The 26,878-nt window shown below is 72.4% G+C and carries 25 protein-coding genes and 2 pseudogenes; 16 read left to right on the top strand and 11 right to left on the bottom strand.

Going from position 1 to position 26,878, the window contains the following annotated elements; all coding sequences use genetic code 11:
- Positions 1-63 precede the first annotated feature (63 nt).
- On the top strand, positions 64-1,809 hold the full coding sequence (gene treZ / locus ACFYZE_RS13495; protein WP_388992091.1) for a malto-oligosyltrehalose trehalohydrolase: 1,746 nt from the start codon (positions 64-66) through the stop codon (positions 1,807-1,809).
- Positions 1,810-1,898: 89 nt separating this feature from the next.
- Here treZ and ACFYZE_RS13490 read toward each other — a convergent pair whose 3' ends face one another.
- From ACFYZE_RS13490 to ACFYZE_RS13480, 3 genes and pseudogenes are all read right to left on the bottom strand, one after another.
- Positions 1,899-2,819 (bottom strand): aminoglycoside phosphotransferase family protein, encoded by a 921-nt coding sequence (locus ACFYZE_RS13490; RefSeq protein WP_388992088.1) that lies wholly within the window; start codon positions 2,817-2,819, stop codon positions 1,899-1,901.
- 110 nt (positions 2,820-2,929) lie between these two features.
- Positions 2,930-4,075 (bottom strand): aminopeptidase P family protein, encoded by a 1,146-nt coding sequence (locus tag ACFYZE_RS13485; protein WP_388992085.1) that lies wholly within the window; start codon positions 4,073-4,075, stop codon positions 2,930-2,932.
- 127 nt (positions 4,076-4,202) lie between these two features.
- A pseudogene (locus ACFYZE_RS13480) lies at positions 4,203-5,057 on the bottom strand (LysR substrate-binding domain-containing protein).
- Here ACFYZE_RS13480 and ACFYZE_RS13475 point away from each other — a divergent pair.
- Positions 4,954-5,406: pseudogene (locus ACFYZE_RS13475) on the top strand (hypothetical protein); the annotation flags it as partial. The pseudogenes ACFYZE_RS13480 and ACFYZE_RS13475 sit on opposite strands and share 104 nt — an antisense overlap.
- 78 nt (positions 5,407-5,484) lie before the next feature.
- On the opposite strand, the gene cyc2 reads toward ACFYZE_RS13475, so the two are convergent.
- Together cyc2 and ACFYZE_RS13465 are read right to left on the bottom strand one after the other, a co-directional pair.
- Positions 5,485-7,689: a germacradienol/geosmin synthase Cyc2 gene (gene cyc2 / locus ACFYZE_RS13470; protein ID WP_388992082.1), complete on the bottom strand. Its 2,205-nt coding sequence runs from the start codon at positions 7,687-7,689 to the stop codon at positions 5,485-5,487.
- Between the two features lie 51 nt (positions 7,690-7,740).
- Complete coding sequence (locus ACFYZE_RS13465) at positions 7,741-11,163, bottom strand: BTAD domain-containing putative transcriptional regulator (RefSeq protein WP_388992079.1); 3,423 nt, start codon at positions 11,161-11,163, stop codon at positions 7,741-7,743.
- 192 nt (positions 11,164-11,355) lie between these two features.
- Between ACFYZE_RS13465 and ACFYZE_RS13460 the strand changes: the two genes are divergently transcribed.
- Positions 11,356-11,898: an SDR family NAD(P)-dependent oxidoreductase gene (locus tag ACFYZE_RS13460; RefSeq protein ID WP_388992076.1), complete on the top strand. Its 543-nt coding sequence runs from the start codon at positions 11,356-11,358 to the stop codon at positions 11,896-11,898.
- Positions 11,899-12,016: 118 nt separating this feature from the next.
- Positions 12,017-12,574, top strand: coding sequence for an acyltransferase family protein (locus ACFYZE_RS13455; protein ID WP_388992072.1), 558 nt, complete (start codon positions 12,017-12,019; stop codon positions 12,572-12,574).
- Positions 12,575-12,607: 33 nt separating this feature from the next.
- Here ACFYZE_RS13455 and ACFYZE_RS13450 read toward each other — a convergent pair whose 3' ends face one another.
- Together ACFYZE_RS13450 and ACFYZE_RS13445 are read right to left on the bottom strand one after the other, a co-directional pair.
- Positions 12,608-13,756 carry a damage-control phosphatase ARMT1 family protein gene (locus tag ACFYZE_RS13450; protein WP_388992069.1) on the bottom strand — a complete coding sequence of 383 codons (1,149 nt, stop codon included), beginning with the start codon at positions 13,754-13,756 and terminating at the stop codon, positions 12,608-12,610.
- Positions 13,757-13,768: 12 nt separating this feature from the next.
- A complete protein-coding gene (locus ACFYZE_RS13445; protein WP_388992067.1) occupies positions 13,769-14,221 on the bottom strand; it encodes a hypothetical protein in 453 nt (150 codons plus the stop codon).
- 251 nt (positions 14,222-14,472) lie between these two features.
- Here ACFYZE_RS13445 and ACFYZE_RS13440 point away from each other — a divergent pair, with 251 nt between their 5' ends.
- A complete protein-coding gene (locus tag ACFYZE_RS13440) occupies positions 14,473-15,357 on the top strand; it encodes a lytic polysaccharide monooxygenase (protein ID WP_388992064.1) in 885 nt (294 codons plus the stop codon).
- A 62-nt stretch (positions 15,358-15,419) separates the two neighbouring features.
- On the opposite strand, the gene ACFYZE_RS13435 is transcribed toward ACFYZE_RS13440, so the two are convergent.
- On the bottom strand, positions 15,420-16,076 hold the full coding sequence (locus tag ACFYZE_RS13435; protein WP_388992061.1) for a Tat pathway signal sequence domain protein: 657 nt from the start codon (positions 16,074-16,076) through the stop codon (positions 15,420-15,422).
- A gap of 639 nt (positions 16,077-16,715) precedes the next feature.
- Here ACFYZE_RS13435 and ACFYZE_RS13430 point away from each other — a divergent pair.
- Together ACFYZE_RS13430 and ACFYZE_RS13425 are read left to right on the top strand one after the other, a co-directional pair.
- Complete coding sequence (locus ACFYZE_RS13430) at positions 16,716-17,399, top strand: DUF6230 family protein (RefSeq protein ID WP_388992058.1); 684 nt, start codon at positions 16,716-16,718, stop codon at positions 17,397-17,399.
- Positions 17,396-17,815, top strand: coding sequence for a DUF6114 domain-containing protein (locus ACFYZE_RS13425; RefSeq protein WP_388992055.1), 420 nt, complete (start codon positions 17,396-17,398; stop codon positions 17,813-17,815). The genes ACFYZE_RS13430 and ACFYZE_RS13425 overlap by 4 nt, the downstream gene beginning before the upstream one ends.
- A gap of 139 nt (positions 17,816-17,954) precedes the next feature.
- Here the strand turns inward: ACFYZE_RS13425 and ACFYZE_RS13420 are convergent, their stop codons facing one another.
- The 3 genes from ACFYZE_RS13420 to ACFYZE_RS13410 all read right to left on the bottom strand — a co-directional run bounded on the left by ACFYZE_RS13420 (position 17,955) and on the right by ACFYZE_RS13410 (position 20,095).
- Positions 17,955-18,758, bottom strand: coding sequence for a VOC family protein (locus tag ACFYZE_RS13420; protein ID WP_388992427.1), 804 nt, complete (start codon positions 18,756-18,758; stop codon positions 17,955-17,957).
- 325 nt (positions 18,759-19,083) lie between these two features.
- The gene (locus ACFYZE_RS13415) at positions 19,084-19,566 is read right to left on the bottom strand and encodes a hypothetical protein (RefSeq protein WP_388992052.1); all 483 of its coding nucleotides are present in this window, start codon (positions 19,564-19,566) and stop codon (positions 19,084-19,086) included.
- Positions 19,544-20,095, bottom strand: a complete 552-nt coding sequence (locus tag ACFYZE_RS13410) for an ATP-binding protein (RefSeq protein ID WP_388992049.1) — start codon at positions 20,093-20,095, stop codon at positions 19,544-19,546. Before ACFYZE_RS13410 ends, ACFYZE_RS13415 begins: the two co-directional genes overlap by 23 nt.
- Positions 20,096-20,383: 288 nt before the next feature.
- Here ACFYZE_RS13410 and ACFYZE_RS13405 point away from each other — a divergent pair, with 288 nt between their 5' ends.
- The 9 genes from ACFYZE_RS13405 (at position 20,384) to ACFYZE_RS13365 (ending at position 26,857) form a co-directional block, all read left to right on the top strand.
- Positions 20,384-21,259, top strand: coding sequence for a helix-turn-helix domain-containing protein (locus tag ACFYZE_RS13405; RefSeq protein ID WP_388992046.1), 876 nt, complete (start codon positions 20,384-20,386; stop codon positions 21,257-21,259).
- Positions 21,260-21,262: 3 nt separating this feature from the next.
- Positions 21,263-21,499: a DUF397 domain-containing protein gene (locus ACFYZE_RS13400; RefSeq protein WP_388992043.1), complete on the top strand. Its 237-nt coding sequence runs from the start codon at positions 21,263-21,265 to the stop codon at positions 21,497-21,499.
- A 136-nt stretch (positions 21,500-21,635) separates the two neighbouring features.
- Positions 21,636-22,451 carry an SAM-dependent methyltransferase gene (locus ACFYZE_RS13395; protein WP_388992040.1) on the top strand — a complete coding sequence of 272 codons (816 nt, stop codon included), beginning with the start codon at positions 21,636-21,638 and terminating at the stop codon, positions 22,449-22,451.
- A 263-nt stretch (positions 22,452-22,714) separates the two neighbouring features.
- Positions 22,715-23,323, top strand: a complete 609-nt coding sequence (locus ACFYZE_RS13390) for a cysteine hydrolase family protein (protein ID WP_388992037.1) — start codon at positions 22,715-22,717, stop codon at positions 23,321-23,323.
- 7 nt (positions 23,324-23,330) lie between these two features.
- Positions 23,331-24,236, top strand: coding sequence for a GlxA family transcriptional regulator (locus tag ACFYZE_RS13385; RefSeq protein WP_388992034.1), 906 nt, complete (start codon positions 23,331-23,333; stop codon positions 24,234-24,236).
- Positions 24,237-24,554: 318 nt separating this feature from the next.
- A complete protein-coding gene (locus ACFYZE_RS13380) occupies positions 24,555-24,986 on the top strand; it encodes a hypothetical protein (RefSeq protein WP_388992031.1) in 432 nt (143 codons plus the stop codon).
- Complete coding sequence (locus ACFYZE_RS13375) at positions 24,980-25,231, top strand: helix-turn-helix transcriptional regulator (RefSeq protein ID WP_388992028.1); 252 nt, start codon at positions 24,980-24,982, stop codon at positions 25,229-25,231. The genes ACFYZE_RS13380 and ACFYZE_RS13375 overlap by 7 nt, the downstream gene beginning before the upstream one ends.
- Entirely contained in the window at positions 25,228-26,202 is a 975-nt protein-coding gene (locus ACFYZE_RS13370; protein WP_388992025.1) for an NAD(P)-dependent alcohol dehydrogenase, read from the top strand. The genes ACFYZE_RS13375 and ACFYZE_RS13370 overlap by 4 nt, the downstream gene beginning before the upstream one ends.
- 154 nt (positions 26,203-26,356) lie before the next feature.
- Positions 26,357-26,857 (top strand): GNAT family N-acetyltransferase, encoded by a 501-nt coding sequence (locus tag ACFYZE_RS13365; RefSeq protein WP_388992022.1) that lies wholly within the window; start codon positions 26,357-26,359, stop codon positions 26,855-26,857.
- Positions 26,858-26,878 lie beyond the last annotated feature (21 nt).

Below are 26,878 nucleotides of genomic sequence, written 5' to 3'. Positions count from 1 at the left end.
TGATCGCGTTTTGACGCACCATGGACGGGCTACATCACGATGAGCAGACGAGGGGGAACGTCAGTGCGGTTCGAGGTGTGGGCGCCACAGGCCACCCGGGTCACGCTCCACTGCGGCGGTGCCACACGCGCGTTGGAGCGCGATCCGGAGCGGGCCGGATGGTGGGCGGGCGAGGCGGAGGCCGAGGACGGCACGCGTTACGGCTACGCGCTGGACGACGGCCCGGTGCTGCCCGATCCGCGCTCGCCGCGCCAGCCGGACGGGCCCGACGGGCAGAGCGCGGTGGTCGACCACGGACGGTACGCGTGGCGTGCCGCGTGGCCGGGGCGCGGGCTGCCGGGCGCGGTGCTCTACGAGCTGCACGTGGGCACGTACACCCGCGAGGGCACGCTGGACGCGGCGGCCGAGCGGCTCGACCACCTGGTGGAACTTGGCGTCTCCCACATCGAGTTGATGCCGCTGTGCCCCTTCCCGGGGCGGCACGGCTGGGGGTACGAGGGCGTCTCGCTGTGGGCGGTGCACGAACCGTACGGCGGGCCCGCGGCGCTGAAACGGTTCGTCGACCGGGCGCACGAACTCGGCCTCGGCGTCGTGCTGGACGTGGTCCACAACCACCTCGGGCCTTCCGGCAACCACCTCCCCGCCTTCGGTCCGTACTTCACCGACACCCACCACACGCCCTGGGGCTCCGCCGTGAACCTGGACGCGCCCGGCTCGGACGAGGTGCGCGCGTATCTGATCGGCAGCGCGCTGGCCTGGCTGCGCGACTACCGGATCGACGGCCTGCGCCTGGACGCGGTGCACGCGCTGCACGACACGCGCGCGATCCACTTCCTGGAGGAGCTGTCGCAGGCGGTGGACGCGCTGGCCGCCGAGGTGGACCGGCCGCTGTTCCTGATCGCCGAGTCGGACCTGGCCGACCCACGCCTCATCACCCCCCGCGCGGAGAACGGCCTCGGCGTCCACGCGCAGTGGAACGACGACTTCCACCACGCGCTGCACACCGCGCTGACCGGCGAGTCGCAGGGCTACTACGGGGACTTCGCCCGCGCGCCCTTCGCGGCCCTCGCCAAGACCCTGACGGCCGGCTTCTTCCACGACGGCACGTACTCGACGTTCCGGGGCCGGCGACACGGCCGCCCGCTGGACCGCAACCGGATGTCCGCCCACCGCCTGCTCGGCTACTCCCAGACCCACGACCAGGTCGGCAACCGCGCCCAGGGCGACCGGCTGTCGGCGTCCCTCTCCCCCGGTCTCCTGGCGTGCGCGGCGGCCCTGGTGCTCACGGCCCCGTTCACACCGATGCTGTTCATGGGCGAGGAGTGGGCCGCGGGCACGCCCTGGCAGTTCTTCACCGACCACACCGATCCCGACCTAGCCGACGCCGTACGACGCGGCAGGCGCCGGGAGTTCGCGGCGCACGGCTGGGCTGAGGAGGACGTGCCCGACCCCCAGGACCCGGCGACCCGGAACCGCTCGTGCCTTGACTGGTCCGAGCCGGAACGCGAGCCCCACGCGCGCGTGCTGGCCTGGTACCGGGAACTGGTCGCCCTGCGCCGCACACAGCCCGACCTCTCGGACCCCGACCTCGGGGATGTGAGGGTCACCTACGACGAGGACGCGCGCTGGCTCGCCTTCCGCCGCGGGGACGTACGGGTCGCCGTCAACCTCGCCAAGGGGCCGGCGCGCATCTCCCTGGGCCTCCGGAACGCGCGCGTGCTGGCCGCCTGGGAGCCGGTCCAGCCGCCGGACGAGGACGGGGTGGTGACCCTGCCGGGCGAGTCGTGCGTGGTGCTGACGCAGGAGTGAGGTGCCGCGCACACGTCGCGCAGGCGTGGGCGCACGCGTTTACGCACGTGTCGACCTGACAGCTCACACGCCCGTCCCGGCCCGCCCGCCTACGGCGTCTCGTCCCCCGGCAGCTCCGTGACGCGTTCGAGCAGGATCGGCTCCCAGGCGCGGCGCAGGCGGGCCCGGAGATCGGGCAGGGGGGTGTCGCCCCGGCCCTGAAGTCCGTCGGCCAGGGTGACGAGCGCGTCGCAGCGGGCCAGCCACAGGCCGCGCAGGCAGGGCCGGGCGCCGTAGTCGGCGAGGGTGGCGGCGCGCACCGCGGCGGGGGCGCCGACGGCCGCCGCGAGTCCTGCGATGTCCTCGGCCGGGTCGCCGATCACCGCGTCGTTCCAGCCGAGGACACCGCGCACCCGCCCGTCGTCGCTGACGACGAGGTGGTCGTCCCGCAGATTGCGGTGCACCAGGACGGCCGCGCCGGGCTGGGGGGCGAGCTGGCGGGCGGCCGGGGCGGCGAACTGGGCGAGCCGGGCGGGGTCGAACTCGTCCCGCTCGGCGAGACGCTCCGCGGCGTGCGCGGCGGCGGTGCGCAGGGTTTCCAGTGAGCGGGGCGGGACGCGCGGCACGCCGAGCGTCTCGGCCTGCCGTGCGGGTACCTCGCGCAGCCCCGAGAGCAGGGCCGCGAGGTCCGCCTCGCCGACCGCCGAGACGTCCCGTTCGCTTCCGGTCGAGCCGGGCAGCCGGGCGTCGAGGGTGTAGCCGAGGCCGGCGGCCCACTCCCCGTGCGCCACGCTCATCGGCACCGACGCCCCGATGTGCGGCCGCACCAGCGACCGAAGCCGCAGTTCACGGCGCTGGCGGGCGGTGGCGTCCCGATCGGCGGCCAGCCGCAGCACATGGCGTGCACCGACCCACCAGGTGGCGTGCCCGCCCTCGGCGACGGGCGTCACGTCCGGTCCGTCGCCGTCGTGGAGAAGGGTGCGGACCAGTCGGCGTACGGTCTCCGCCGTCGGTGTCGGTGCCTGGGTCATGATCGCGCCGTTGTCGTCTCGGTGGGCGTGCTGCGGGTTCCTTGCCGGGTCGGGCGGCCGTCGCGGCCTCGCGGCCGGGTCGGCGGGCGGCCACTGCCTCCCTCACTGCTTCAGTCGACCATCGCCATCTCGTGGGGCGTGTTGTTCAGGCGGCGTCCGCCGTCCTCGGTCACCGTCACGATGTCCTCGATGCGGACCCCGAAGCGGCCGGGCAGATACACACCGGGCTCCACCGAGAAGCACATGCCGGGGACGAGGGGCTGCTCCTCCCCCTCGATCATGTACGGCGGCTCGTGCGTGGTGACGCCGATGCCGTGCCCGGTGCGGTGGATGAAGTACTCGCCGTACCCGGCGTCGGCGATGATCGCGCGGGCCGCCCGGTCGACGTCCTGACAGGCCGCACCGGGCCTGACCGCGCGGAAACCCGCCTCCTGCGCGGCGCGCACCACGTCGTGCACCCGGCGCTCCTCGTCGGTGGGTTCGCCGACGTGGACCGTGCGGGTGGTGTCGGAGCCGTAGCCGTGCTTGAGGCCGCCGAAGTCGAGGACGACCATGTCGCCGCGCTCGATGACGCGCTCGCCGGCCTCGTGGTGCGGGTTGGCGCCGTTGGGGCCCGAGGCGACGATGGTGAAGTCGACCTGGGAGTGGCCGAAGTGCCGCAGCAGGTCGGCGAGGTCGGCGGCGACCTCGCGCTCCCGGCGACCGGCGAAGGGGATCTTCCGGATCTCCTCGTACGCCGCGTCCGCGGCGGCGCCCGCGGCGGCCAGCCGGCCGAGTTCCGCGGCGTCCTTGACGGCCCGCAGCATCGGCAGGGCGCGGGTGAGCGCGACGTGGCCGGCGTCGGGCAGGCGTTCGCGCAGGCCGAGCAGGTGCAGGGCCCAGGCGTTGTCGCTGATGCCGTAGCGGCCGTCGGCGGTCAGCAGGGAGCCGGCCGCCTCGTAGGGGTCGTTGCCGTCGGTCCAGTCGCGCAGCGTCAGGGCGCTCCCGCCGGGCGCCTGGGCGGCGTCGGGCGCCTCCAGGGCGGGCACGACGAGGACGGGGTCGTGCCCGGCACGCAGGACCAGCAGGGTGAGGCGTTCGGTCTCCACCGGGCGGTATCCCGTCAGCCACACCAGGTCGGGTCCCGGTGCGACGAGGATCCCGTCGAGCCCGGCCTCGGCGGCGGCGTCCGCGGCGCGCCGCATCCGGGCCGCGTAGTCCTCGGCGGTGAAGGGCGCGGGACCCTCCGTGTCGGACGGTACGGGCGTGCCGGTCATCCATAACCTCCGCTGGTCCGGGTCCTCCCAGGGTCTACGGGCAGCATCCTGCCCCTCCGCAGGGGCGGACGCGAGCCCATTGCGACCATGACGGCCCGCGCGCGGGGGCACCCGCCCGCGCACCGGGTCACCCCATGGCCTGCGGAGCGGGCAGCAGCCGCGCGGCCAGTGTCGCCGCGGCTCCGCGCAGGCCCCGGCCGTGTACGAGTTCCGTGCGGTGGACCACGCGGGGCGCCGTGAGCGGCACGGCGACCGTGCCCGGTACTCCGGTGGCCGCCGAGCGCGGCAGCACTGCGAGGCCGTGGCCTGCGGCCGCAAGCGCCATCAGCGTGCGCAGATCGGTGCCCTCCTGGCGCAGGGCCGGCCGGAAGCCCGTGCCACCGGCCACGGCCCGCAGTTGAGCCAGCGGCAGGCCGGCGTCGGGGGCGTCCAGCCAGCGGGCGTCCGCCAGGTCGCCGAGCCGGAGCCCGGCGCGGCCGGCGAGCGGATGGCTGCGTGGCAGCAGAACGCAGACGGGCTCCTCGCCGGCGCTCTCGGTCACGAGCGGCGCCACGTCGGGCAGCCGCAGCGGATCGCTGGGCGCGGCCAGGCCGTCCACGAGGCCGAGGTCCGCACCGCCGGTGGCGACCGCTGCGGGTATCTCTTCCCGTGTGAGCACCCTTCACGGTGACGCCCGCGGCGGGCAGTGCGGCGAGGACGCGCGGCCCGAGCGCGGTCGGCGTGGCCGCGAGCGTCACCCCGAGCGTGGGTGCGGCCGCCATCCGCGTGACATCGGCGTGGCCGCATCGAGGCGCAGCAGCAGCGGACCGGCGTGTTCGAGGAGCCGTTCGCCCGTCGTGGTGGGGGCGAACGGACGGCGGGTCAGCAGCGGCGCGCCGTGCGGCGGCTTCCAGCACGCGCTGCTGGAGTACGCCCGCACCGTGTGCGGTCTGACCCGGGTCGCGCACGCGGAGAACGACCCGGATGCCGACAACCTCCTCATCGAGCCGCTGGCCTGCTCCCTGGTGGGCCACGAAGCCGCGGTCCGTGTCGTCCCCGGCACGCTGGCGCACCATGTGATCGGCTCGCAGCGGACCGTCGAACGGTACTTCTGCTCGTACGGCCCCTCCCGGCACCTGGACACGCTGCACGCGCACGGGCTGCGGTTCAGCGGACAGGACGAGGACGGACAGGTGAGGGTCGCGGAACTGAACGGCCACCCCTTCTTCCTGGCCACCCTCTTCCAGCCGGAACTCGCGGGCGACGGCTCGCGCCCGCACCCCGTCGTGCGGGCGCTGGCGCAAGCGGCGGTGGAGCACGCCGGCCGTCGCGAGAAGGTCCGGCTCGCCTGACGCCCGGTCCGGGAGCGGCGGGCCCGTCAGCCCAGGTGGCCGTCGTGTCCGCCGCACCCGGCGCCGTGCCCGGGGCGGTCAGCGTGCCACCGGCGCCGCCCGCAGGGTGACGGCCGAAGCCAGGTCCGGGACGAAGCGGTGGAAGCGGCGGGCCAGGTCGTCGGCGCCGTAGCGGTGACAGTTGCGGTGCCAGTTCAGGATGGCCGCCATGTAGTTCCGCAGGTCGGCCACATAGCCGTCCATGACCTTGCGTGCCTCCTCCGAGAGGGCGAAGTCCTCGAACAGCACCGGTAGTTCGCGGGCGGCCACGTGCTGGAACTGCTCCATGCGCTGGTTCATCAGGTCGCCCACGATGCGCACCGCCGTCGGGTGGTCGCAGCCGAAGAAGTTCTGCACCACGAGGAGCCCGTTGTGGATCTCGCCCTCGTACTGGATCTCCTTCTGGTACGAGAAGACGTCGTTGACGAGCATGGCGTAGTCGATGGCCGCGTTCTCCAGTGCGCGGACCGTACCGCTGCGGTACACCTCGGGCGGGACCGCGGGGGCGTGGCCCATGCGGCAGAGGTTCTTGGTGAGGTCGGCGCCGAAGGTGGCGCGGCGCATCTCCAGGTAGTCGACGGGGTCGGGGATGCGGTTCTGGAGCTGGTTGGACAACTCCCACAGCCAGCTCTCGGTCATGTCGTCCACGGCGGCGCGCAACGATCGCCGCTGCTCCGGGGTCATCCCGGCCGTGGTGCGCGCCCACAGGTCGATCAGGCCGCGCTCCATCCCGTTCGCGGGGGCGGGGAACTCCCCGCCGTCGAGCGGCATGCACGCCGACAGCCGCTCGGTGCAGAGTCTCGCCGCGGCGAGGTCGCGGCGGTGGCCGAAGACGAGAGGGTAGTAGTCGTCGCCGTAGGTGCCCCAGGCCAGCCACTGGGAGCTGAGGTCCAGCGCCTCGGGGGTCGCGTCCGGGTCCAGCCCTGACGCGCAGAGGGGCAGGTCGTACGCGGCCAGCTTGTCCTCGTCCCAGACGCCCTCCTGGAGCATGCCCGTCCGGTGCATCCAGGGGGTGAGGCGACTGCGGGCGCCGTCCAGGTGCGGGCTGAGTTCGACCTGGTAGGGCATGTGGAGGTCGGGGATCAGCGAAGGCCCCACTTGCTGGAAGGGAAGATGGGTGTACGCACGCAGCCTCCCCCACTGCCTGCAGGGCGTGGGAGGCGCCCCCATGGCCCCCGCGTCGGCGAGTACCCCGCGCAGGTCGGCGGCGGACGTCCCGAGGCCGGAGAGCCCGAAGGGGCGCTGCCGGGAGCGGGCGTTCTCGTTCATGTAGCGGCTGGAGCGCATGTGCCATTCGTGGCCGCCGGACTGCCAGTCCTGCAGCCCCTTCGTGTACGCGGCGACGGCGGCGAGCTCGTCCGGGGTGAGGCCCCTGTCCAGGGCCAGGGCGGGGACTTCGGTGAACGCGGTGTGCTCGAACTGGTGCAGGCGTGAGGTGAGGATGTCGTTGACGGCGTCGGCCGCCTCCTGTGTGCCGCAGCCGAAGAAGGTCTCCAGCACGAGGACGCCGTTGCTGTTCTCGCCTTCCTCCTCGACCTCGCGCTGGTAGGAGAAGAGGTCGTTGCGCAGGTGGACCGCGTCGGCGAACGTCTCCATGAGCACGCGCAGCGGGCGGGAGCCGGCCACACGGTCGGGTACCTCGGCGGTGGCGTACTCGACGAGTCCCGCGGACCAGGGGGCGCCGCCCACCTTGCGGCGCATCTCGATGTACTCGACCGGGTTGGCGATCCGCCCTTCGTTGATGTTGGACAGCTCCCACAGGGATTCGTTGAGCAGATGCTCGGTGGCGACGGCGAACCGCCTGCGCCAGTCGGCGGACATGGACGGCACCGTGCGTGCCCACAGGTCGGCGAGGCCCGCTTCCACCGGGTTCTCCGGGGCCGGCACCGCGGTACCGAGATCCAGGGGCATGAACAGCGGGAGGCGGTCCAGGTAGGCCTTGCCGCCCTCGCGGTCCTGGGTGCGCTTGAAGGTCTCCAGGAAGTGGTCGTCGAAGAAGAACACCCACACGTACCAGTCGGTGATCAGGGAGAGGGCCGGGGCGTCGCAGTCGGGGTGGGTGTACGCGCACAGCAGCCCGTAGTCGTGAGCGTCGAGGTCGGACTGCTCCCAGATGCCGGAGCCCTCCAGCATGCCCATGGCGCGGGCCCACTCCGTGGAGTGGGCGCGGGCCTCGTCGACATGCGGGTTCAGCCGCGCGGGGTAGGGCATGTAGAAGTGCGGGAGGTCGAACGGCTGCGTCATGGCCGGGTCCTGCCCGCGGGGTGGGGGAGGCATCCGTTCGGCGGGATGTGATCACACCAACGCGTGAATCGGGGGTGCGGTTCCCTGTGGGGTGCGCCGGTCCCGGTCTCGCCCCGCCGCCCCTGCCCTGGGAAGTCGCCTGCGAGCGTGCGTGCCAGGCGTCGCGAGCCGGGCGCCCATTTTGTTCGGGGCTCTAAGGGGCGTGGCTGCTTGACGCAGCGCCTCCTCGGGGGACAGGCGGGTGCCGTGCTCGAAGGCCTGTGTGAAGTCCGCGTCGCCCAAGGTGGTACGGGCCGCGTGGGTGATGCGGTCGACGTCGGTGCGTTCGGCCGGAGGCAGCGGTGCGCCGACGCTGCGGCGGGCTCGGTCGGCGGCGCCGAGCAGCAGGGCCGCGCAGCCGGCGGCCGACTCGGTGCCGTGCAGGGCCACCGCGCCCGCCAGGCCCTCCAGGGACAGCGCGAGGGCGCGGGGTTCACCGAGTGCGCGGGCCACGTCCAGGCCGCGCAGGTGATGCGCCGCGGCGCTCTCGGCGTCGCCCCGCAGTTCGGCGACGAAACCGAACTCGGCCAGCAGCAGGTGGTCACCCGCCTGCGAGGATACGTCCGCGTAGCCGTCGCGCAGGTGCCGCAGGTGCACCTCGGCGGCATCGAGGTCGCCTGAGCGGCGGGCACCGAGTGCCAGGCCCATCTCGGCGTGGATCTCGCCGTACTTGTAGCCCTGTTCGGCGGCGCTGCGCCGGGCCTGTTCGTGCAGGTCGCGGGCCCGGTCGAAGTCGCGGGCCAGCAGCGCCAGGCGGCCCAGACCGGACAGCCGGGCCGACTCCTCAGCCGCCAGACCCAGTTCGCGCGCGATGCGCAGCCCCTCGTACTGGCGGCGCGTGGCCTCCTCGTATTCGCCTTTGATCTCGGCGAGCGCTGCGAGCGGCGACACGGTCTGCAGTTCTCCCCAGCGGTCGCCCACCGTGCGGAAGAGCCCGGCACTGCGCCGTCCATCGCGGCCCACCCTGTCGAGGTCGCCACGAATGAGCGCGAGCGCGGCCCGCAGGCCGAGCGCGGCAGCGGTGCCCCACTGGTCCCCCGCGGCGGTGAACAGCTTCAGCGCCCGGTCGTTCAACTCACCACTGTCGGCGGCCGCTCCAGCGCTGAACAGGCCGTACGCGCACAGCCACAGCGCTCGCGCACGGCGTTCCGGGTCGGGGACGGCGTCGCCGTTCGGCGCGCCGGTAGCCGCGTTGTGATCACCGGTGAGCAGGGCGAAAGCGGCATGCAGCAGGGTCAGTTCGGCGTGATCGGATTCCGCTTCGGCGGCCGTGGTGGCGTCCAGGACCGCGCGCAGACTGCGGCGTGCCTGGACGAGCCGTCCGCGCAGCAGCCACCACCAGGCCAGGGCGGTGGCCAGGCGTGCCGCCTCGGCCGGCGCCCCGGCTGCGGCCCGGCGCACCGCCTCGTCAAGGGCCGCCCGCAGGTTGCCGGACTCAGCATCGAGCCGGGCAAGCCAGGACCGCTGCTCGGCGCCGCGCAGTTCGCCTTCGGCCCGTTCGGCGAGCGCGAGGTAGTGACGCAGGTGGCGGTCACGGACGCCGGCGAAATCCTCCATCTCGTGCAGCCGCCCGGTCGCGTACGCGGCGACGGACTCCAGCAGCCGGTAGCGCGGACCGGTAGGCCCGGCAACGACGACCACCAAGGACCGGTCGACGAGCCGGGACACCAGGGCAGGCACCTCGGCGCCGGCTACGCCGTCGCCCGCGCATACCGCCTCGGCCGCCTGCAGGTCGCAGCCGTCGCTGAAAGCGGCCAGGCGGCGCAGCACGATGCGCTCCGGCGCACTGAGCAGCTCCCAGCTCCAGTCGATCATCGCGCGCAGGGTCTGCTGGCGCGCCGGCGCGCCGCGCCGTCCGGAGGTCAGGAGATGGAACCGGTCGCCGAGTCGGGCCGCCAACTCGCGCACGCCGAGGGCGCGTACCCGGGTCGCGGCCAGTTCCAGGGCGAGCGGGATGCCGTCCAGGCGGCGGCAGATCTCGGTGACGGCGGCGCGGTCGGAGGCGTCACAGGCGCCGGAGGCGAGCGGGCAGCCGGGTGCCGCAGCGGCGACTCGCTGCGTGAACAGCCGTACCGCGTCCGTGGTGGGCAGCGGCTCGACCGGAAACACTTCCTCGCCCGGCAGGCCCAGCGGCTCCTGGCTGGTGGCCAGTATGCGCAGCCCGGGCGCGGTGCGCAGGAGCAGGCCGGCGAGGTCGGCTGCGGCGTCGACGACGTGCTCGCAGTTGTCCAGCACGAGCAGGGTGCGGCGGTCGCGCAGCACGGTGGCGAGATGGTGGGCAGGCGACGGGGTGCCGGTGCCGTGGACCGGCATGGTGGAGGGTGTGTGGTCGCTGATGCCGAGGGTGGTGGCGACGATCTGGGCGAGGTCGGCGGCGGTCCCGTCGCGGATGCCGGAGAACTCGACGAACCAGGTCCCGTCGGCCAGGTTCACGATGGATCCGCCGTGGACGGCGTCGGCCGCCGCCACGGCCAGCCGGGTCTTGCCCACTCCGCCGGGGCCGGTCAGGGTCACCAGGCGCGCTGCGTGGAGGAGTTCGGAGAGCCGGGCCAAGGCTTTGTCGCGGCCGATGAGGGGGGTGAGGGAGGTGGGCAGGTTGGCGGGGGCCGGCGTGGTGCCCGCGTCCGCCTCCTCGGCGGGCCGGGGGCTGCCGGCGTCCGGCTCCGTACGAGGACGAGAGCGGGTGGCGTTTAGCGGCGCCGGCTTCAGCTCCGGGTCCTGGCGGAGCACCGCCAGGTGCAGTGCGGCGAGTTCGGGGCTCGGGTCGACGCCCAGATCGGCGAGAAGACGTGCGCGTAGATCCTCGTACGCCTCGAGCGCCTCACTCTGACGGCCCGTCGCGTACAGCGCCCGAATCTGCAGCGCGCGCAGTCGTTCGCGCAGCGGATGCCGGTTCACCAGGTCGGCGAGTTCCCCGGCGAGCAGGACATGGTCGCCGGCCGCCAGACGGGCTTCGGCCTGCTCCTCCAGTACGGACAGCCGCTGCTCGGCGAGGCGTTGCGCGGCCCCGCGGACGAACTCCCGGTCGGCGAAGTCGGCGTAGGCGGGACCGCGCCACAGCTCGAGTGCCTCGGTGAGCAGCGCGGCCCGGTCACTGGGGGCTGCAGCGCCACGGGCTCGCTCCACCAGGGCGCGGAACCGGGCGGCGTCCACCTCGTCGCCGTCGAGCCGCAGCCGGTAGCCGGACGGCTGGTGCAGCACGCGGTCCCGGCCCAGGGCCCGGCGCAGCTGCGACACCTTGGCCTGCAACGCGCCCGCGGCCCGGCCCGGCGGCCGGTCGCCCCACAGGTCATGGATGAGGCGATCCGCGGAGACCGGGCCGCCGTCATGCACGAGCAGATCGGCGAGCAGCGCCCGGACCTTCGCCTCTGGAACCCTGACGGCCACCCCCTCGTCGTCCCACACCGCCAGTGGGCCCAACACCCCGAACCGCATGAGCGTCACTGTACGTCACGGAAACCGTTCCGACAGGACGGCCACCGAGCCGCTGACGGCCCCGTTCCCCCGACCGCAAGCCGACCGTCAGCGGTTCCGAAGGTTTCCCGAAGCAGCCCGGCGCACAGTCGTGTCCGCCGGGCGGCACCACGCGACCGGCCCGGGAGACAGACGCGGGGAGGGAACGGCAGCATGACCAAGTACGCGGGCCGGACGGCCGTTGTCCTCGGAGAGGCCACCGAGATTGCGCTGGCCATCGCCAAACGGCTGGTGGAGGGCGGTGCCCACGTCGTGCTGACCGCCCGCACCACCGAGGAGCGCCGCTGGTTGTGCACTGAACTGGGCTCCACCGCCCGGATCGTCGCACCGGCCGACGTGTCGGCCTGCCTCGGCCCTGGTGGCGCTGTCGACCTGCTGTTCGCCGACGCCGTGGACACCGTTCGGCCACTGCTGTCGCTCCTCAGCGACGGTGGCTCGGTCGTCCTGACGGCGCCCGGCCCGCCGTCCACCGCCGTGCACACGCTGGCCGCCGAACTTCTCTCCCGCCGCATCCGCGTCAACGCCGTGGCGCCGGGTTGTATCGGGGCGCCGGACGGCAACGGTGCGTTGCTGCCGCCGTTGGGCCGCCTCGGCGCCGCGGAGGAAGTGGCGCGCGCAGCGCTCTTCCTGGCCACCGACGCCACCTTCACCACCGGAGTCCGCCTCCCGGTCGACGGCGGACTCGGCCGGCCATGACACCGCAGCGGCCCTGACCCGAGGGTCCACCCACCCGTCCCCTACGCCCCTGGAGCACATCCATGAGCACCACACCCGACACCGCGGCCGGTTCGGCCGCCGAGCCCGGCGTCGCAGCGTGGACAGTGCGGTGACGGTGTTGGCGACGGCGAAGCCCGCCATGGCGGTCAGCAGCAGCCGCTTGCGGCGCCAGCCCGCGGTGGCCGCGGGGTGCGGGGTGGTGATCTGCCTGCTGGTGCTCCGCGGCAGGTGGACGCGGAACGCCCTTCTGCCGACCGCGCTGCTCGTGCTCGCGGTGGTGGTCGAGGAGCTGTGGGCTCCGATCCTGTTGGACCTGACGGCGTTGACAATCATTCCGATTGTCCTGCTCATCGGCGCCCTGGCGGCAAGGGAGATCGCCCGCTGGAACACCCCCGGTGCCAAGGAGAGCCGTGCCGTCACGCGCATCTCGGCCTACGGCAAGTACACCTTCGGCATCTACATGTACCAGTGGGCGCTGATCCTGATCTGCCAACGCTACGTGCACCCGTGGGGCAACTCTGTCATCGGGGGCGTGCTGTTCATCGCCGCCTTCTACGCGCTGTGCCTCGCCGTCTCCATGATCTCCTACCGGTTCGTCGAAACCCCGGTCAACCGCTTCATGAAGCCCGCGATCGCCGCCCATGCGAAGCGGTGACCGACGTCTGCCCGGATCACCGCCTCACCCGGATCACCGCCTGACCTGGATCAGCGCGTGCGTGCCGCTCGTGCGCCAGCGTTGTTCCTCCGCGGCGACCAGCGAAGCCTCGGTCGCCGCGGTGAGGCCCACGATCACGTCGGACTTCAGGGTGCGCAGCGCCGCGACCGGGCCGGGGAAGTACGCCGTGGTGTCCGCGAACGGCGTCGTCGGCGGGTGGAGCCGGTCGCCCACCAGGCGGCGGTAGTTGAGGTCGCCCTTGAGGATCGTCAGGTCCGCCTCGGCGAACTGGGCGCGCAGGTCGTCGGGCATGTCGGCGTACGGCAGCGGTGCGCAGGAGAACGGGTGCGCCCGGACCTCCAGTCGCCCCTCGGCCAGAGCCGTCCACAGGCGCTCCCCGGCGGCCGCAGCCTCGCCCTGTGCGGCGGTCAGGCGGCGTACGGCGTCCACGACGTCGGCGGTCGTGGCGTCGGAGATGTAGTAGGGATACGCCTTCACGTGCAGCAGGGCCCGCCGTACCCGGCCCTGGCTCAGCAGATGGTCCAGCAGGAGCAGGTCCGGGATCAGTTCCCGGCCCGCGTTGTCGGCGACCAGGCAGACCGTGTCGCAGGGCAGCAGGGACCACAACACCTCGCTGTCGTCGGCCACGAGCCCGGAAGCCGTCGTCGAGGCGTCGGGTGCGGACAGGTGGAAGCCGAGGTCCGCGCGGTTGCCCCAGAGCGAGCCGTGCAGCAGTGCCCGCGCCCGCGCGTCGGCGGGCTCGCCGGCCAGCCGGTCCAGGGCCGCCAGTTCCTCGTCGGTCGCCGGGGAGTCGAGTTCGGCGAGTTTGAAGGGGCGGAACGGGTCGATGCCCTGCCAGGGACCCGGGCCGAAGTAGCCGACCGCCTGGAGGAGGTGGCGGTAGAAGTAGCTCTCGGACCACAGGAAGGGCACCTCGAACCAGGACCGGCCCAGGTACTCCCGCGCGCCCCACTCCTCCCACCGCACGTCGTCCTCCGTGCCGAGGGGCTCGATGACGCCCTCGGTGGCGCTGGTCAGCAGCGTCTCCAGGGCGCGGCGCCGGTCGGGTCCGTACGGGAAGGCGTCCCGCACCGCGCGGATCAGCGCGGGATGCCGTGCCGAGAGCACACCGTGCGGGAAGGAGCCCGGCTCGTCGGCGAGGATCACAGGGGCGTCGGGCATGGTCTCGGCTCCTCAGGGACCGGCGGGGATGCCCGGCGGCAGGTCGACGTCCGCGAACCGCTCCTCGAGCTGCTTGTCGTAGCCGGCCTCGGTCCACACGAACTTCTTGAACTGCTCCGGCGTCAGCAGACCCTGCCACGGAGTGCCGCCGGGGCAGAACACCGACGCGCACCCGGCGCAGTGGTACGCCGGTCGCCACAGCGTCTCGGCGCGGGGCTCGCCGGCGGTGACGAATCCCCGTTCGCGGGCCTCGCGACGGACCACGACGACCGTTCCGACCAGCAGCAGTACGGCGAGGAGCGACCCGCCGGCGGTGTAGAGCGGCTGGTGGTGGGCGACGCCGCTGTAGGCGAGGGCGACGCCGACACCGACCATCAGCATGCCCTCCAGGAAGTGGACACAGCTGTCGAACCGTGACGGCGCGCCGGGCGACCGCGCCAGCCGGTCGGCGAGGCCGTCGCGCATGGACGCGTGATCGGCGCAGACCTCAGGGACCGTCCGCACGGCGGCCGAGCCACAGCCCGGACATTTCACGTCCACCGCCCCTCGGGCGCTCTCGGTTGCCATGCGCCTACGCTAACCGGCGCGTCCACCCCTCCCCGCGCCGCCGGTCGGGCCGTCACGAGGCGCCGCAGGTCTGAACAGGCGCCGTCGCATCCCCGTACTCCTCGATGCGCACCCCCCGCCGCCGGACCCGACGCGCCAGGAGACACCGGATGCCCGCTCACCGCACCGTCACCTCGGCCGCCGTCGCCGCGGCCGCCGTCGCCGTGGCGGCCACGCTGCTGCCCGCGACCCCGGCCCTCGCCCACGGCGCGCCCACGGATCCGGTCAGCCGGGTGGTCGCGTGCTCACCCGAGGGCGGCGAGCGGGCGGGGACCGCCGCGTGCCGGGCGGCGGTCGCGGCGAACGGTGCCCCGTTCACGGCCTGGGACAACCTGCGGGTGGCGGACGTGAACGGCAGGGACCGGCAGTCGATCCCGGACGGCCGGCTGTGCAGCGGAGGGCTGCCCGCGTACAAGGGCCTGGACCTGGCCCGCTCGGACTGGCCGTCGACCCGGCTCACACCCGGGGCCGCGCTGACGATGACGTACAGCTCGACGATCCCGCACACGGGCACGTTCAAACTGTTCCTGACCAAACGCGGCTACGACCCCACGAAGCCGCTGACCTGGTCGGACCTGCCGGTGAAGCCGTTCGCGGAGGTCACGGACCCGCCGCTGCGCAACGGCGCCTACCGGATCCGGGCGACGCTTCCGGCGGACCGCTCGGGGCACCACGTGCTGTACACGATCTGGCAGAACTCCAGCACGACGGACACCTACTACTCGTGTTCCGACGTGGTGTTCGCCGCCTCCGGCGCTTCGGGCGCCGGCACGGACAAGGACGGGTCGCACGGCACGCCGACACCGTCGCCCAGCGCCCCGGCGACCACCGTGCCCGGCGCCCCGGCCACGGCCGTCCCCGGCACCCCGGCCGCGGCAACGGCGTCCCGTGAGGACCGTGGCCCCTCGGTGCCGCTGCCGGCGGGCGGCGCCGCGGCGGTCGCGCTGCTCCTGGCGGGCGCCGCGGTCGCCGTGCTGCGCCGCCGGCGCGGCTGAGACGGCCGCCTCCGGGTCCCGCCGGAGACCGGAGGCGGCCGTCCCCCGAGGGTCGTGGGCCGTCAGTTGACGGAGACGACCGGGCTGCCGGCCTGGCTGGTGTCGGTGACCGGGGCGTACTTCGCCGTGAAGTAGCCGTTGGCGAAGCACAGCGACGAGCCGGAGGTCTTGGTGAAGTGCTGGCTGGTGAAGGCGATGCTGTTGTCGGTGTTGCTCGCCGTGCCGCTCAGGCTCGGCGCCTGGTAGACGCAGGTGATCGTGCCGAGCAGGGTGCGCAGCTTGACCGTGGTCTGGATGGTGGAGCCGGCGGCCGGGACGACGGTGACGGTGCCGTCGGAGGCGACCGTGGTGGTGTAGGGCAGGTTGTCGACGGTGATGCTGCTGACGCCGAGGACGCCGGTGACGTTGCTGGTGCAGCTGCTGCTGTCGAAGCTGTGGCCGGTGAGGGACTCGGTGGCGGTGCCGGGGGCGGCCGGGTTGTCGGTGACGGTGGCGGTGAACGTCGAGGAGGTGCAGGAGACACCGCTGGTACCGGTGGCGCTGGAGTAGAGCGTCGCCGTGGTGCCGCTCGCGAGCGACGCGTTGAGGACGTCGCCGACGGCGACGGCGGTGCCGCCGGCGGTGAGCACCGCGCCGTCCGCGGAGGCGGGGGACGACGTGGCCACGGCGAGGGCCGCGGCGGCGCCGGCGACGGCGAGCAGGGATCGGGTGGTACGCATGGGGTGCCTCTTTCCGAAGTGGGGGGCTATGCGGGTGGTGGGTGCCGCCGCCGACCCGTCACGCCTTCTCCGTACGTGACGGGGCGGCAGCGGCGGCCGGGCCGCCGGGGACGGTCCGTGGCCAGGTGGAAGCGGACATGCCGGTGACGCGGAGGGGTTACCGGATCGCCGGTGGATGTGAAGGATCCGTGCGGCGCACCGCGAGTGCGGAGGTGTCACCACACGCCCAGGAAGGCAGGGGCCGGGAGGGCGACGCGCGCCGTGCGACGGATCCGGCGCCACGGATCCGCGGAAAACACGGGATGTTGTAGACCTGATTCATCGTCAACGTCAATACGTCGCACACGAGTTGGCGTGTCGGCACCCGAGGGCGCAGGTCGCGGCCACCGCACCGGAGGTGCCGGCGACTTCGCCCGCCATCGAGACGATCACCGACGCCACACAATCAACACGGTTCTGACACAACTCTCTTGACCCCTGGATGTAACCCCCGGTAACTTCCTTGGTGGCCACTGCCCGCACCACGAGTAAGCCCTTGCACACGCCGGGAGGTGTGAGGAGCGTGCGCGGCAGCGCTGTCCGCGCCAGGACACCGAGCCAGTGAAGCCCTACTCGCATTGACCATGCCCAGGAGCAGACATGGCCTCGTCCTCGGACGTCACGGCGTCCCCCGGTTCCACCCCCGAGCCCCCGGAAAGCGGTTCCGCCGCCGAGGGGTCCCCCGCCAGACGCGGACGGGTCCGCCTGCGCCGCGCCGCGGTGATGGCGGTGCCTGCCACCGCGATCGCCGCGGGACTCGCGATCATGACCGCCCAGGGAGCACTGGGTGTCCAGTTCTCCATCTCCGGCATGGCCTTCACGGTCACCGCCACCGACCTGAACGGCACCGGCTTCGAGCAGTTCGGCGGCCTCGACACGCTGGACAAGGACAACCCGCTGAGAGACACCGTCGGTGACGAGGTGGCGGTCGTCACCTCCGTGATCAAGAACGCGACGCTCACCAAGCTGTGCCAGAGCGTCGACCTCGGCGGCTCCTACCTGAAGATCACCGCGGGCGGCGGCAAGGACAAAGTCGTCGCCCGCGATCTGACCACCGACTCGACCCAGCTGACCGGTGACGCCGACTTCACCAACATCGAGATCGGCAACGACGCCGGCACGCTGAACAAGGCAGGGGTGAAGGGGCCCCACGGTGTCTTCAGCCAGCAGTCCGACACCGTGCACATCGCCGACCTGCGCCAGACGAACTACGCCACCACGGCGGGCACCTTCAAGCTTCCGGGGCTCAAGCTCAGCTTCAGCGACTCGGACTGCCCCTCATGACGAGCCGGCCGAGGGCCGCCTTCCGGCGGTGGCGGGCGAGCCGGCCCTTCTGGGGCGGGCTGCTGCTCGCGCTGGGCGGGGCGGAGATCCTCCTCACCGAGAAGGCGTCGCTGAAGGTGGTCATGCACATCGGGATGCAGGGCGTCGCGGGGTATCTGCTGCCGACCGTGATGGTGCTGTGCGGTCTGCTGACCCTCTTCAATCCCACCCAGCGCCTGTTCTACTCGCTCATCGGCATCCTGGTGTCGCTGGGCACCTGGCTCACGTCCAACCTGGGCGGTTTCCTGATCGGCCTGCTGCTGGGCGCGGTGGGCAGCTGTCTGGCCTTCGGCTGGCTGCCGGACCAGGAGCCGCGCCGGGGCGTGCTGCGCCGCCGTCGCGATCAGGCCCCCACCGCAGACTCGGCCGTGTCCTGATCCCTCGCGCCCCTCGGCGGGCGGTCGGTCGCCCCGGCCCCACACAACGGGGCTCCCCTCCGGACCCCGCCCGCCGAGGCCGCACCACGAGCCGGCACCCCCGCGCGGCCGCCCGGTCAGCGTTCCCGCTGCCGCCCGGTCAGCGTTCCCGCTGCCTCGCGGTCACGGTGAAGCGTGCGCCGTCCGGGTCGGCCAGCACCGCCTCACCGGCGCCCTCCTCCCACTGCAGCACGGACCCGCCGTGCGCGCGGGCCGCCAGGACGCAGGCAGTGACGTCGTCGACCGTGAAGTGGATCTGCCAGTGCGGCCGGATCGTGGGATCGGGCGCCGCCTCCACCGCCCCCGAGTGGATCCGCGCGACCACCACCCCGCTGCTGCGCAGCAGGACCTCGTCACCGTCGTAGTGGACCTCGCAGTGGCCGGGGCGCGCGGCCGCCCACTCCAGGACCTCGCCGTAGAAGATTGCGGCGTCGAAGGCGTCGCGCGTGTGCAGCCTTATGAAGGTGGGCGCGGCCGCCCGCCACTCCTCCCAGTCCGTGATGAGCGGACCCTCCCAGATGCCGAACACCGCCCCGTCGCGGTCGGCGAGCAGGGCCGCCCGGCCCGGCGGGAGGGCGAGCGGTCCCACGGCCGTCGTCCCGCCGCGCTCCCGGCAGCGGGCCGCGGCGTCGTCCGCGCTGTCGACCGCGAAGTACACGGTCCAGGCCACGGCCATCTGCCACATCGAGGCCACGGCGGCGATCCCGGCGACGGGCACCCCGTCCGCGAGCGCCACCCGGAACCGGTCGCCGAGGCTGTTGGGCCGCCACTTCCAGCCGAGGACGGCCTGGTAGAACTCTTCCGCGCCCTCCAGGTCGCGGGTGGCCAGACTCACCCAGCACGGTGCGCCGAACACCGAGTGACTGGTTACTTCCCCCTTGCCGCGTGTCTCGTTCTTCTCCATGACCACACCGCCCGGTACGTTTTCCACGACTTCGCCTTCGGGGCGCCTGAGCCGGCGCCGAGCGGCCGATCGTGCTCAGCCCTTCGGGCCTGCACGCGCTCTACCGCTCGCCTCCGGCGCACCCCGCGGCTCGTCCCAGGGGAGGCGCCGGGCACCTCCTGCGTCGTTCACTGAGGGCCTCCGGGTACCCCGATCGCACCCTTGCAAGGATGCGCCACCGAACGCCGGGTTTCATCCCGAGACGGGGCCGTGGCCTGCCTTCCGGATCAGCTCCGCGTCACGCGCCCGGGCAGACGGACCTGGGCGCCTGAGGCCCGGAACCGCCTCAGGCGCCCACACCCAGCGACCAGTGCGGGGTGCTGCCGGCGAGGCGGCAGACGAGGAAGTACAGCGGGATGGGGGGCGTGTACGGACAGTCACCGTCCGGTCGGTGGATCAGCCGGGGCCGACCGGGGCGGGGGCCGCTCCAGGAGGGGTCACGGCGGCGTGCGTCCGGCGCCGCGCCCGGTCCCACGCGCGCGTCGACGGCGTAGCTCGTCGTCGGCGGCCAGGTGACTCCTATGTCGGAGCCCGCGGGAACGATCCACCACCAGCGCAGGTCGTCGGCGAAGACGCAGCCTACGCGGGGCAGGCATTTCATGATCCGTTCGCCGTGGCCCCCGGGGATGCCCACGGCGTCGTACCCGAGGGGGGCGGCCAGCTCCGCCGGGAGGGGCAGGCGGTCGGGCGGCTCGAGCGGAAGGGACGGGTGCGGGGACGGGGAGGGAGTGGGACGGGACTGCGGGTCAAAGACGGGCGGTCGTTCCATGCGATGTGGATCCTTCGGCCGGGTGGGGGGCGGGCCTGAGGGTGTGCGGGAGCGAGGACGGGCCGGCGGCGACGGTCTCGCCGGGTTCCGGTGCCAGGTCGGCCCAGACGATGAGGCCGGAGCCGTCCGGGGCGTCCCGCACGCCCCAGTCGCCGCTGAGCATGCCGACCAGCAGCAGCCCGCGGCCGCCCTGGTCGTCCGGCCCGGGCCGGCGCCGGGTCGGGAGCGTGCCGCCGCGGTTCTCGTCCTCGACCTCGATGCGCAGCCGGTGGCCGTCGGTGTGGATCCGGCAGACGATCCGGTCGCCGGCACTGTGCTTGACCGCGTTGGTGACCAGCTCCGAGGTCACCAGCACGGCGTTGTCGGTCGTGCAGTCCCCGGTGCCCCAGCGGCCGAGCAGCCGCCGGACGCTTGTGCGGGCCAGACCGACGGCGGTGGGGACCGCCGGGAGGTCGAGGACACCGGTTCTCGGATGGGCCGCGCCCGCGGGCGGGCGGCCCACGGACTGGGGGAGGGAGGGCGGAGCCATCGCCGTTCGCCTTTCGTCTGCCTGGGGACCTGGCCGGTACCCACCGCCTTCCGGCCTCGGCGCGATCCACGCTCCTCGCGCCGCAGGCGCCGAAGCAGCCCCGTCTCCCCCAACTGAGCTGTCGAGCGCCATGGTTCACCGTCTTGGGGCGGTATGAACACTGTGGCATCCGCCAACAACGCCCCGCAACCAGCAAGTTGAAAATTGCAATTCGTGAGGTGCATCCTGCTCCGGTCGACGGAAGATCGTGACAGACTGCGACCGTGCATCCCGTGCGAGGGGGTAGGCGTGACCGCGGAAACCGACTGGGGCGGCGCCCCCACCGTTCTGCGCATGATCCTCGGTCGGCAGTTGGAAGAGCTGCGCACACGGGCCGGTCTGACGTACGAGCAGGCCGCCGAGGCGATCGGGGTCAGCCACTCCACGATCCGCCGCATGGAGGCCGCCAAGGTGGCCCGGCTGCGGATCGCGGACGTCGAGAAGCTGCTGCAGACGTACGGCGTCACGGACCAGCCGGAGATCGACACGTTCCTGAAGTCGGTCCGCGAGGCCAACAAGCGCGGCTGGTGGCACACCTACCGCGATGTGCTGCCTGACTGGTTCGCCGCGTACCTCAGCCTGGAGCAGGCCGCCCTGCAGATCCGCGCGTACGAGGCCGAGTTCGTGCCCGGCCTGCTGCAGACGGAGGACTACGCGCGCGCCCTGCTGAGCGCCGGCAACCCGCACGCCCCCGCCGAGGCGACCGAGCGCCGGGTGGCGCTGCGCATGCGGCGCCAGGAGCTGCTGTCGCGGCCCTCGCCGCCGCGCGTGTGGGTGGTGATGGACGAGACGGTGCTGCGCTGGCCGGTCGGCGGCCCGAAGGTGATGCGCGCCCAGATCGACCATCTGATCGCGATGAACGCCCTCCCCCATGTCACCTTGCAGGTCATGCCGTTCGGCAACGGCCCGCACCCGGCCATGCGCGCCGGGGCGTTCCACCTCTTCCGGTTCCGGGCGCCCGAGCTGCCGGACATCGTCTACCTGAGCGGCCTCGTGGGCGCCGTCTACCTGGACAAGGCGGACGACGTCGTGGTCTACCGCGAGGCCCTGGACCGGTTGGGCGCGCAGTCCGCGCCCGCGAAGAAGACCGAGGCCGTCCTCGGCGCGATCCGCAAGGAGTTGTGAGAAGTGCAGGACCCGATACACACCTGTGTGCCGTCCCACGCCCTCGGCGCCCGCGGCTGGTCCAAGCCCTGGAGCGACGACGCGGGCGGCGCCTGCGTGGAGGCGAAGAAACTGTCCGACGGCAGCGTGGCCCTGCGGCAGTCCACGGACCCCGACGGCCCGGCGCTGGTGCTCAGCCGCACAGAGATGGCGGGCTTCCTGGCGAGCGTGAAGGCGGGCGAGGCCGACTTCCTGCTGTGACGCGCGGCCGCTCGCCGCTGCCGTCCTCTTTTATCTCTGCGTCCTGTGTGTTCGTCTCTGCGTCCTCCGCAGAGCCTTCCTCTCCCACCCCACGACCGAGACACCCCAACCGCGACCCCCGGAACAGGAGACGGCGTTGCCCGACAACGGATGGCCGGCCGACCGCATCGACACCGAGAGCGCGCACTCGGCGCGCATCTACGACTACATCCTGGGCGGCAAGGACTACTATCCCGCCGACAAGGAGGCGGGTGACGCCATGGCACGGGAGTGGCCCGCCCTGCCCATCCACATGCGTGCCAACCGGGACTGGATGAACCGGGCGGTGCGCTGGCTCGCCGAGGAGGCGGGCATACGCCAGTTCCTGGACATCGGCACCGGCATCCCCACCTCCCCCAACCTGCACGAGATCGCCCAGTCGGTGGCGCCCGAGTCGCGGGTGGTGTACGTCGACAACGACCCCATCGTGCTCACGCTGTCCCAGGGGCTGCTGGCCAGCGCCCCGGAGGGGAGGACGTCGTACATCGAGGCGGACTTCCGTGACCCCGAGGCCATCCTGGGTGCCCCCGAGTTCCGGGAGACCCTGGATCCGGGCAGGCCGGTCGCCCTCACGGTCATCGCGATCGTCCACTTCATCCTGGACGAGGACGACGCGGTGGGGATCGTACGGCGGTTGCTCGAACCGTTGCCCTCCGGAAGCTACCTGGCGATGACCATCGGCACCGCCGAGTTCGCGCCCGAGGAGGTGGGCCGGGTGGCACGGGAGTACGCGGCCCGCAACATGCCGATGCGGCTGCGGACGATCGAGGAGGCCCACGAGTTCTTCGAGGGGCTTGAGTTGGTGGAGCCGGGGATCGTCCAGGTGCACAAGTGGCACCCGGACGGCACGGGGGAACAGGGTATTCGGGACGAGGACATCGCGATGTACGGGGCGATCGCCCGTAAGCCGTAGTCCACGGTTCTGCGCCCCCTGACCAGGCCGTTCGGCTACAACTTGGCGAGTACGGACCGGGGTTCGCCGCCGCGTCGCACCGGCGGTCAGGGGGCGGTCCTCGGTGCCGTCGGCGAGGAGCCGGGCCGGCCTGCTGCCGGGCATTGCACCCATCTGGGCCGCGTCGCCCGCGAGCCCCGAGCCTGAGCGTTGTGACCGGATCGGTCCGCATCGGGGCATGATGGTGCCTTCTGCGGGAGCCATGGCGCGGCCAGGATCGAGGCATGAACAGAGCACTGATCGTCATTGATGTTCAGGAGTCGTTCCGGCAGCTGCCGAACTGGGCGGCCGTGTCCAACCCCGATGTCGTGGCACAGGTGGACCGCCTGGTCGAGGCCATCCGGTCCAAGGGCGACCTGGTGGTGTGGGTTCTGCACTCCCAGCCGGGCAGCGGAACCCCCTTCGACCCGGCCCTCGGCCACGTCCGCCTGATCGACGGCCTCGTCCCGGCCGATGGCGAGCCGGTGGTCACCAAGACCTCCCGCAACGTCTTCACCACGACCAACCTGCAGCAGCTGCTGACCGAGCGCGGCATCCGCGAGGTGGTCATATGCGGCATCCGCACCGAGCAGTGCTGCGAGACGACCGCCCGGCTGGCCTCCGACCTCGGTTACGGGGTCACGTTCGTCACGGACGCGACGGCGACCCATCCGATCGAGCACTGGAACGCCCCCGCCGGGCGCTCCCTCGCGGAGATCCTCGCCGACCCGCTCACCCTCTCCACGGACCAGATCATCGCTCGCACCGAGTACGCGCTGGCGGGCCGCTTCGCGACCCTCGCCGACGTCGGCGAACTGACCGGCGAGGCAGCCACGAGAGGCGGAAGGGGCTGACCGGATCGTGACCCGTGTCGTCTTCCTTCTCGTCCCGCAGCTGCATCTCCTGGATCTCGCCGGGCCCGCCCAGGTCTTCTCCACGGCGGCCGATTTCGGCTACGGGTACGAGGTGGGCTATGTCGCCGAGCGGGAGGACGTTCCGACCGCGCAGGGCGTGACGCTGAGGGCGGAGGTCAGCCTGCCGGAGCCCGCGCCCGACGATCTGCTGATCGTCCCCGGCTGGCGGCAGGTGAAGCTCCGAGGCGCTGGGCCGATCGGCCCGGCCGCGCTGCGGTGGCTCGCGGATCATCACGCGTCGGGCGGCACCGTCGCCAGCGTCTGCGTGGGGGCGGACGCACTCGGCCGGGCGGGGCTGCTCGACGGTCGGCGCTGCACCACCCACCACGATGTGCAGGACGAGCTCGCCCGGCGCTACCCACGGGCGAGGGTTGTACGGGACGTGCTGTACGTGGTCGACGATCGGGTTATGACCTCGGCGGGCATCGCCAGCGGCATCGACGTGGCTCTCCATCTGATCGCCGTCCGCCACGGCCCGGCCGCCGCCGCGCGCGTGGCCCGCCAGATGGTCGTCTACGCCCGCCGCAACGGCGACGACCAGCAGGTGAGCGCGGTGCTGCGGCACCGCGCTCACCTCAACGACGCGGTTCACCGCGCCCAGAACCTGATCGACACCCGCTTCACCGAGCACCTGGGCCTGGCTGATCTCGCCTCTGCCGTCGGCGTCAGCGAACGCACACTGACTCGCCACTTCACGACTTCGACGGGCCTGACCCCGTTGCGCTACCAGCAACTCCTCCGCGTCGAGCGCGCCGAACACCTCATCGGCCAGGGCGCGACAGTCGAATCGGCGGCCCGCTCGGTCGGCTTCCAGGACGCGCGAATGCTCCGTCGGCTCAGATCCCGCGGCTGAGCCCCCGGGGTGGGCGCGGTGGTGTGCGCCGGGGCCGGCGGGCGGGTTCCAGGTCTTCCGGTTCGGCAGGCTGCCGAGGGCTTCGCCGTCGCCCGGCCGCGACGGCCGTTGCGACGGCCTTGCTCGCCCATGTGCTGATCCGTGCCCGGCTTCCCGTCCGACTCGAAGGCGCCCTCAGCAGCGATGGGTGAAGGGCGGGTTGGTCAGCGCTTGCAGGCCCAACCGCTGATGTCGCCCTGTGATGTACAGAAAACTTGACATCATGTAGCGATTGTTTGACACTGCCTGTGTCAAGATTTCTTTACATCGGGAGCGGCAGTGGCCTTCGAAGAGAAACGTGCCTGGATCATGGTCCTGGTCACGGTCGCGTCATACGCGGCGTACCTGGGCGTCGTCCTGCGACGGCACGAAGGAGCGGCGCCGCTGGCGCAGACGTCCTATGCGTCCCCGCTGCTGTGGACCGTCGGTGCGGCGATCGTCACGCAGATCGCGCTGAACATCACGGTGGCGATCGCGTCTCCCGAGGGCGCGAACACCAAGGACCAGCGCGACCGGGAGATCCACCGCTTCGGCATGTACATCGGGCAGTCGTTCATCGTGATCGGCGGCGTGGCCGGACTCGTCCTGGCGATGGTCCGCGCCGATCAGTTCTGGATCGCCAACGCCATCTACCTGGCGTTCGTCCTGTCGGCGATCCTGTCCTCCACGGCGAAGATCGTCGCCTACCGGCTGGGCTTCCACCCGTGGTGAGGCCGACGAGGGTCACCAATGCGATCCGGGCGCTGCGCTTCGCCCACGGCGAGATGACCCAGGCCGAGCTCGCCCGCCGCATCGGCGTGACCCGCCAGACCGTCATCGCCATCGAGCAGGGCCGCTACTCGCCCACCCTGGAGATGGCCTTCCAGATCGCCCGAGTCTTCGGCGTCCCGCTCGAAGAGGTTTTCCAGTACCCCGGAACCGACGAAACCGGGGAAATCGAGGGAGAGAGCAAGTGAAGGCCATCGTCCAAGACGCCTACGGACCGCCCGAGGACCTGCGTCTCGAAGAGATCGCACAGCCGCAGCCCGGTAGCGGCGAGGTGCTCGTTCAGGTCCGGGCGGCATCCGTCGACCCGGGCGTCTGGCACCTCACCACGGGCCAGCCGTATCTGCTGCGCGCCCTCGGTTTCGGGCTGCGGGCGCCCAAGGCGCGCGTCCGGGGCATGGATGTCGCGGGACGAGTGAAGGCCGTCGGCCCGGACGTCACACGCTTCCAGCCGGGCGACGAGGTGTACGGCACCTGCGACGGGTCGTTCGCCGAGTACGCCAGCGCCAAGCAGGACAGGCTCGCCCGCAAGCCCCTCAACGCCGGCTTCGAGCAGGCGGCCGTCGTCCCGGTTTCCGGCTGCACCGCCCTCCAGGCGCTGCGCGATGTCGGGCGGCTGCGGTCCGGGCAGAGTGTCCTCGTCATCGGCGCCGGGGGCGGCGTGGGCACCTTCGCGGTGCAACTGGCCATGGCCCTCGGGGCCGGCCATGTCACCGGTGTCTGCAGCGGCGCCACAGCGGAGCTGGTCCGCTCCCTCGGCGCCGACGAGGTGATCGACTACTCGCGTCAGGACCCCACCGACGGCACCCGCCGCTACGATCTCGTCCTCGACATCGCCGGCAACCGCCCCCTGGCCCGGCTCCGCCGCGTCCTGAGCCCCGGCGGGACGCTGGTCATGGTCGGCGGTGAGGACGGCGGGAAGTGGTTCGGCGGCATGGGCCGGCTCCTGCGAGCGCTGCTGCTGTCTCCGTTCACCGGCCAGCGCCTGCGCGGCTTGTTCTCCACGCAGAGCCACGACGACCTGCGGCTCCTCGCGGAGCTCATCGAGGCGGGCTCGATGACCCCCGTCATCGACCGGACCTACCCGCTGGCCGACGTCCCCGAGGCCATCGGCTACCTGAGGAGTGGCCGTGCACGCGGGAAAATAGCCGTCAGGGTCTGACCAGGAGTCCGGCGCAAGGTGAGTGCCCGGCTCGCAGCGCCTGGCATCCCGCGTCGCTGCGTTTCCATCAGGGACTTTGTCGCTCGTCTCAACGGCCGCGCGGCCCCACCCCACCGGCTCCTTCAGTATCGCCACGACCCCGAGAGGGAACGACATGCCAGTGTTGCGACAGGCCCGCGTCTCCGACCACGGCACGATCGTCGCATGTGTGCAGCAGTGGTGGGGGGACTCGCGTGCCCCGGCGCAGGCCCGCGAGCTGTCACTGCTGCTGCCCAAGCTGTTCTTGCAGTTCTTCTCAGGCACCAGCCTGGTCCTGGAGGACGAAGCCGGCGTCAGGGCGTTCCTCATTGGTTTCCACGCCGCCGACAACGACGAAGAGGCGTACATCCACTTCGTGGGAGTGGATCCCGAGCTTCGTGGGCAGGGGGTTGCCCGGTGTCTGTACACCACCTTCTTCCAGCATGCCGCCGACGTCGGCCGCACAGAGGTGCGTGCGATCACCTCGCCGGGAAACAAAGGATCCATCGCCTTTCACCGCGCTATGGGATTCACCCTGGAAAGCGGGGACCGAGAGGTCGATGGTCTGCCCGTACACAGTGACTACGACGGTCCCGGGCACGACCGGGTGTGCTTTCACAAGAAGTTGGCCCTCTGATCCACGATCACCACTTCGCCG

The organism is Streptomyces sp. NPDC001796 (genome assembly GCF_042892355.1).
Taxonomy (GTDB): domain Bacteria; phylum Actinomycetota; class Actinomycetes; order Streptomycetales; family Streptomycetaceae; genus Streptomyces.
The sequence above is the reverse complement of the archived record's forward strand: the minus strand, read 5'-3'. Positions and strand labels throughout refer to the sequence as shown.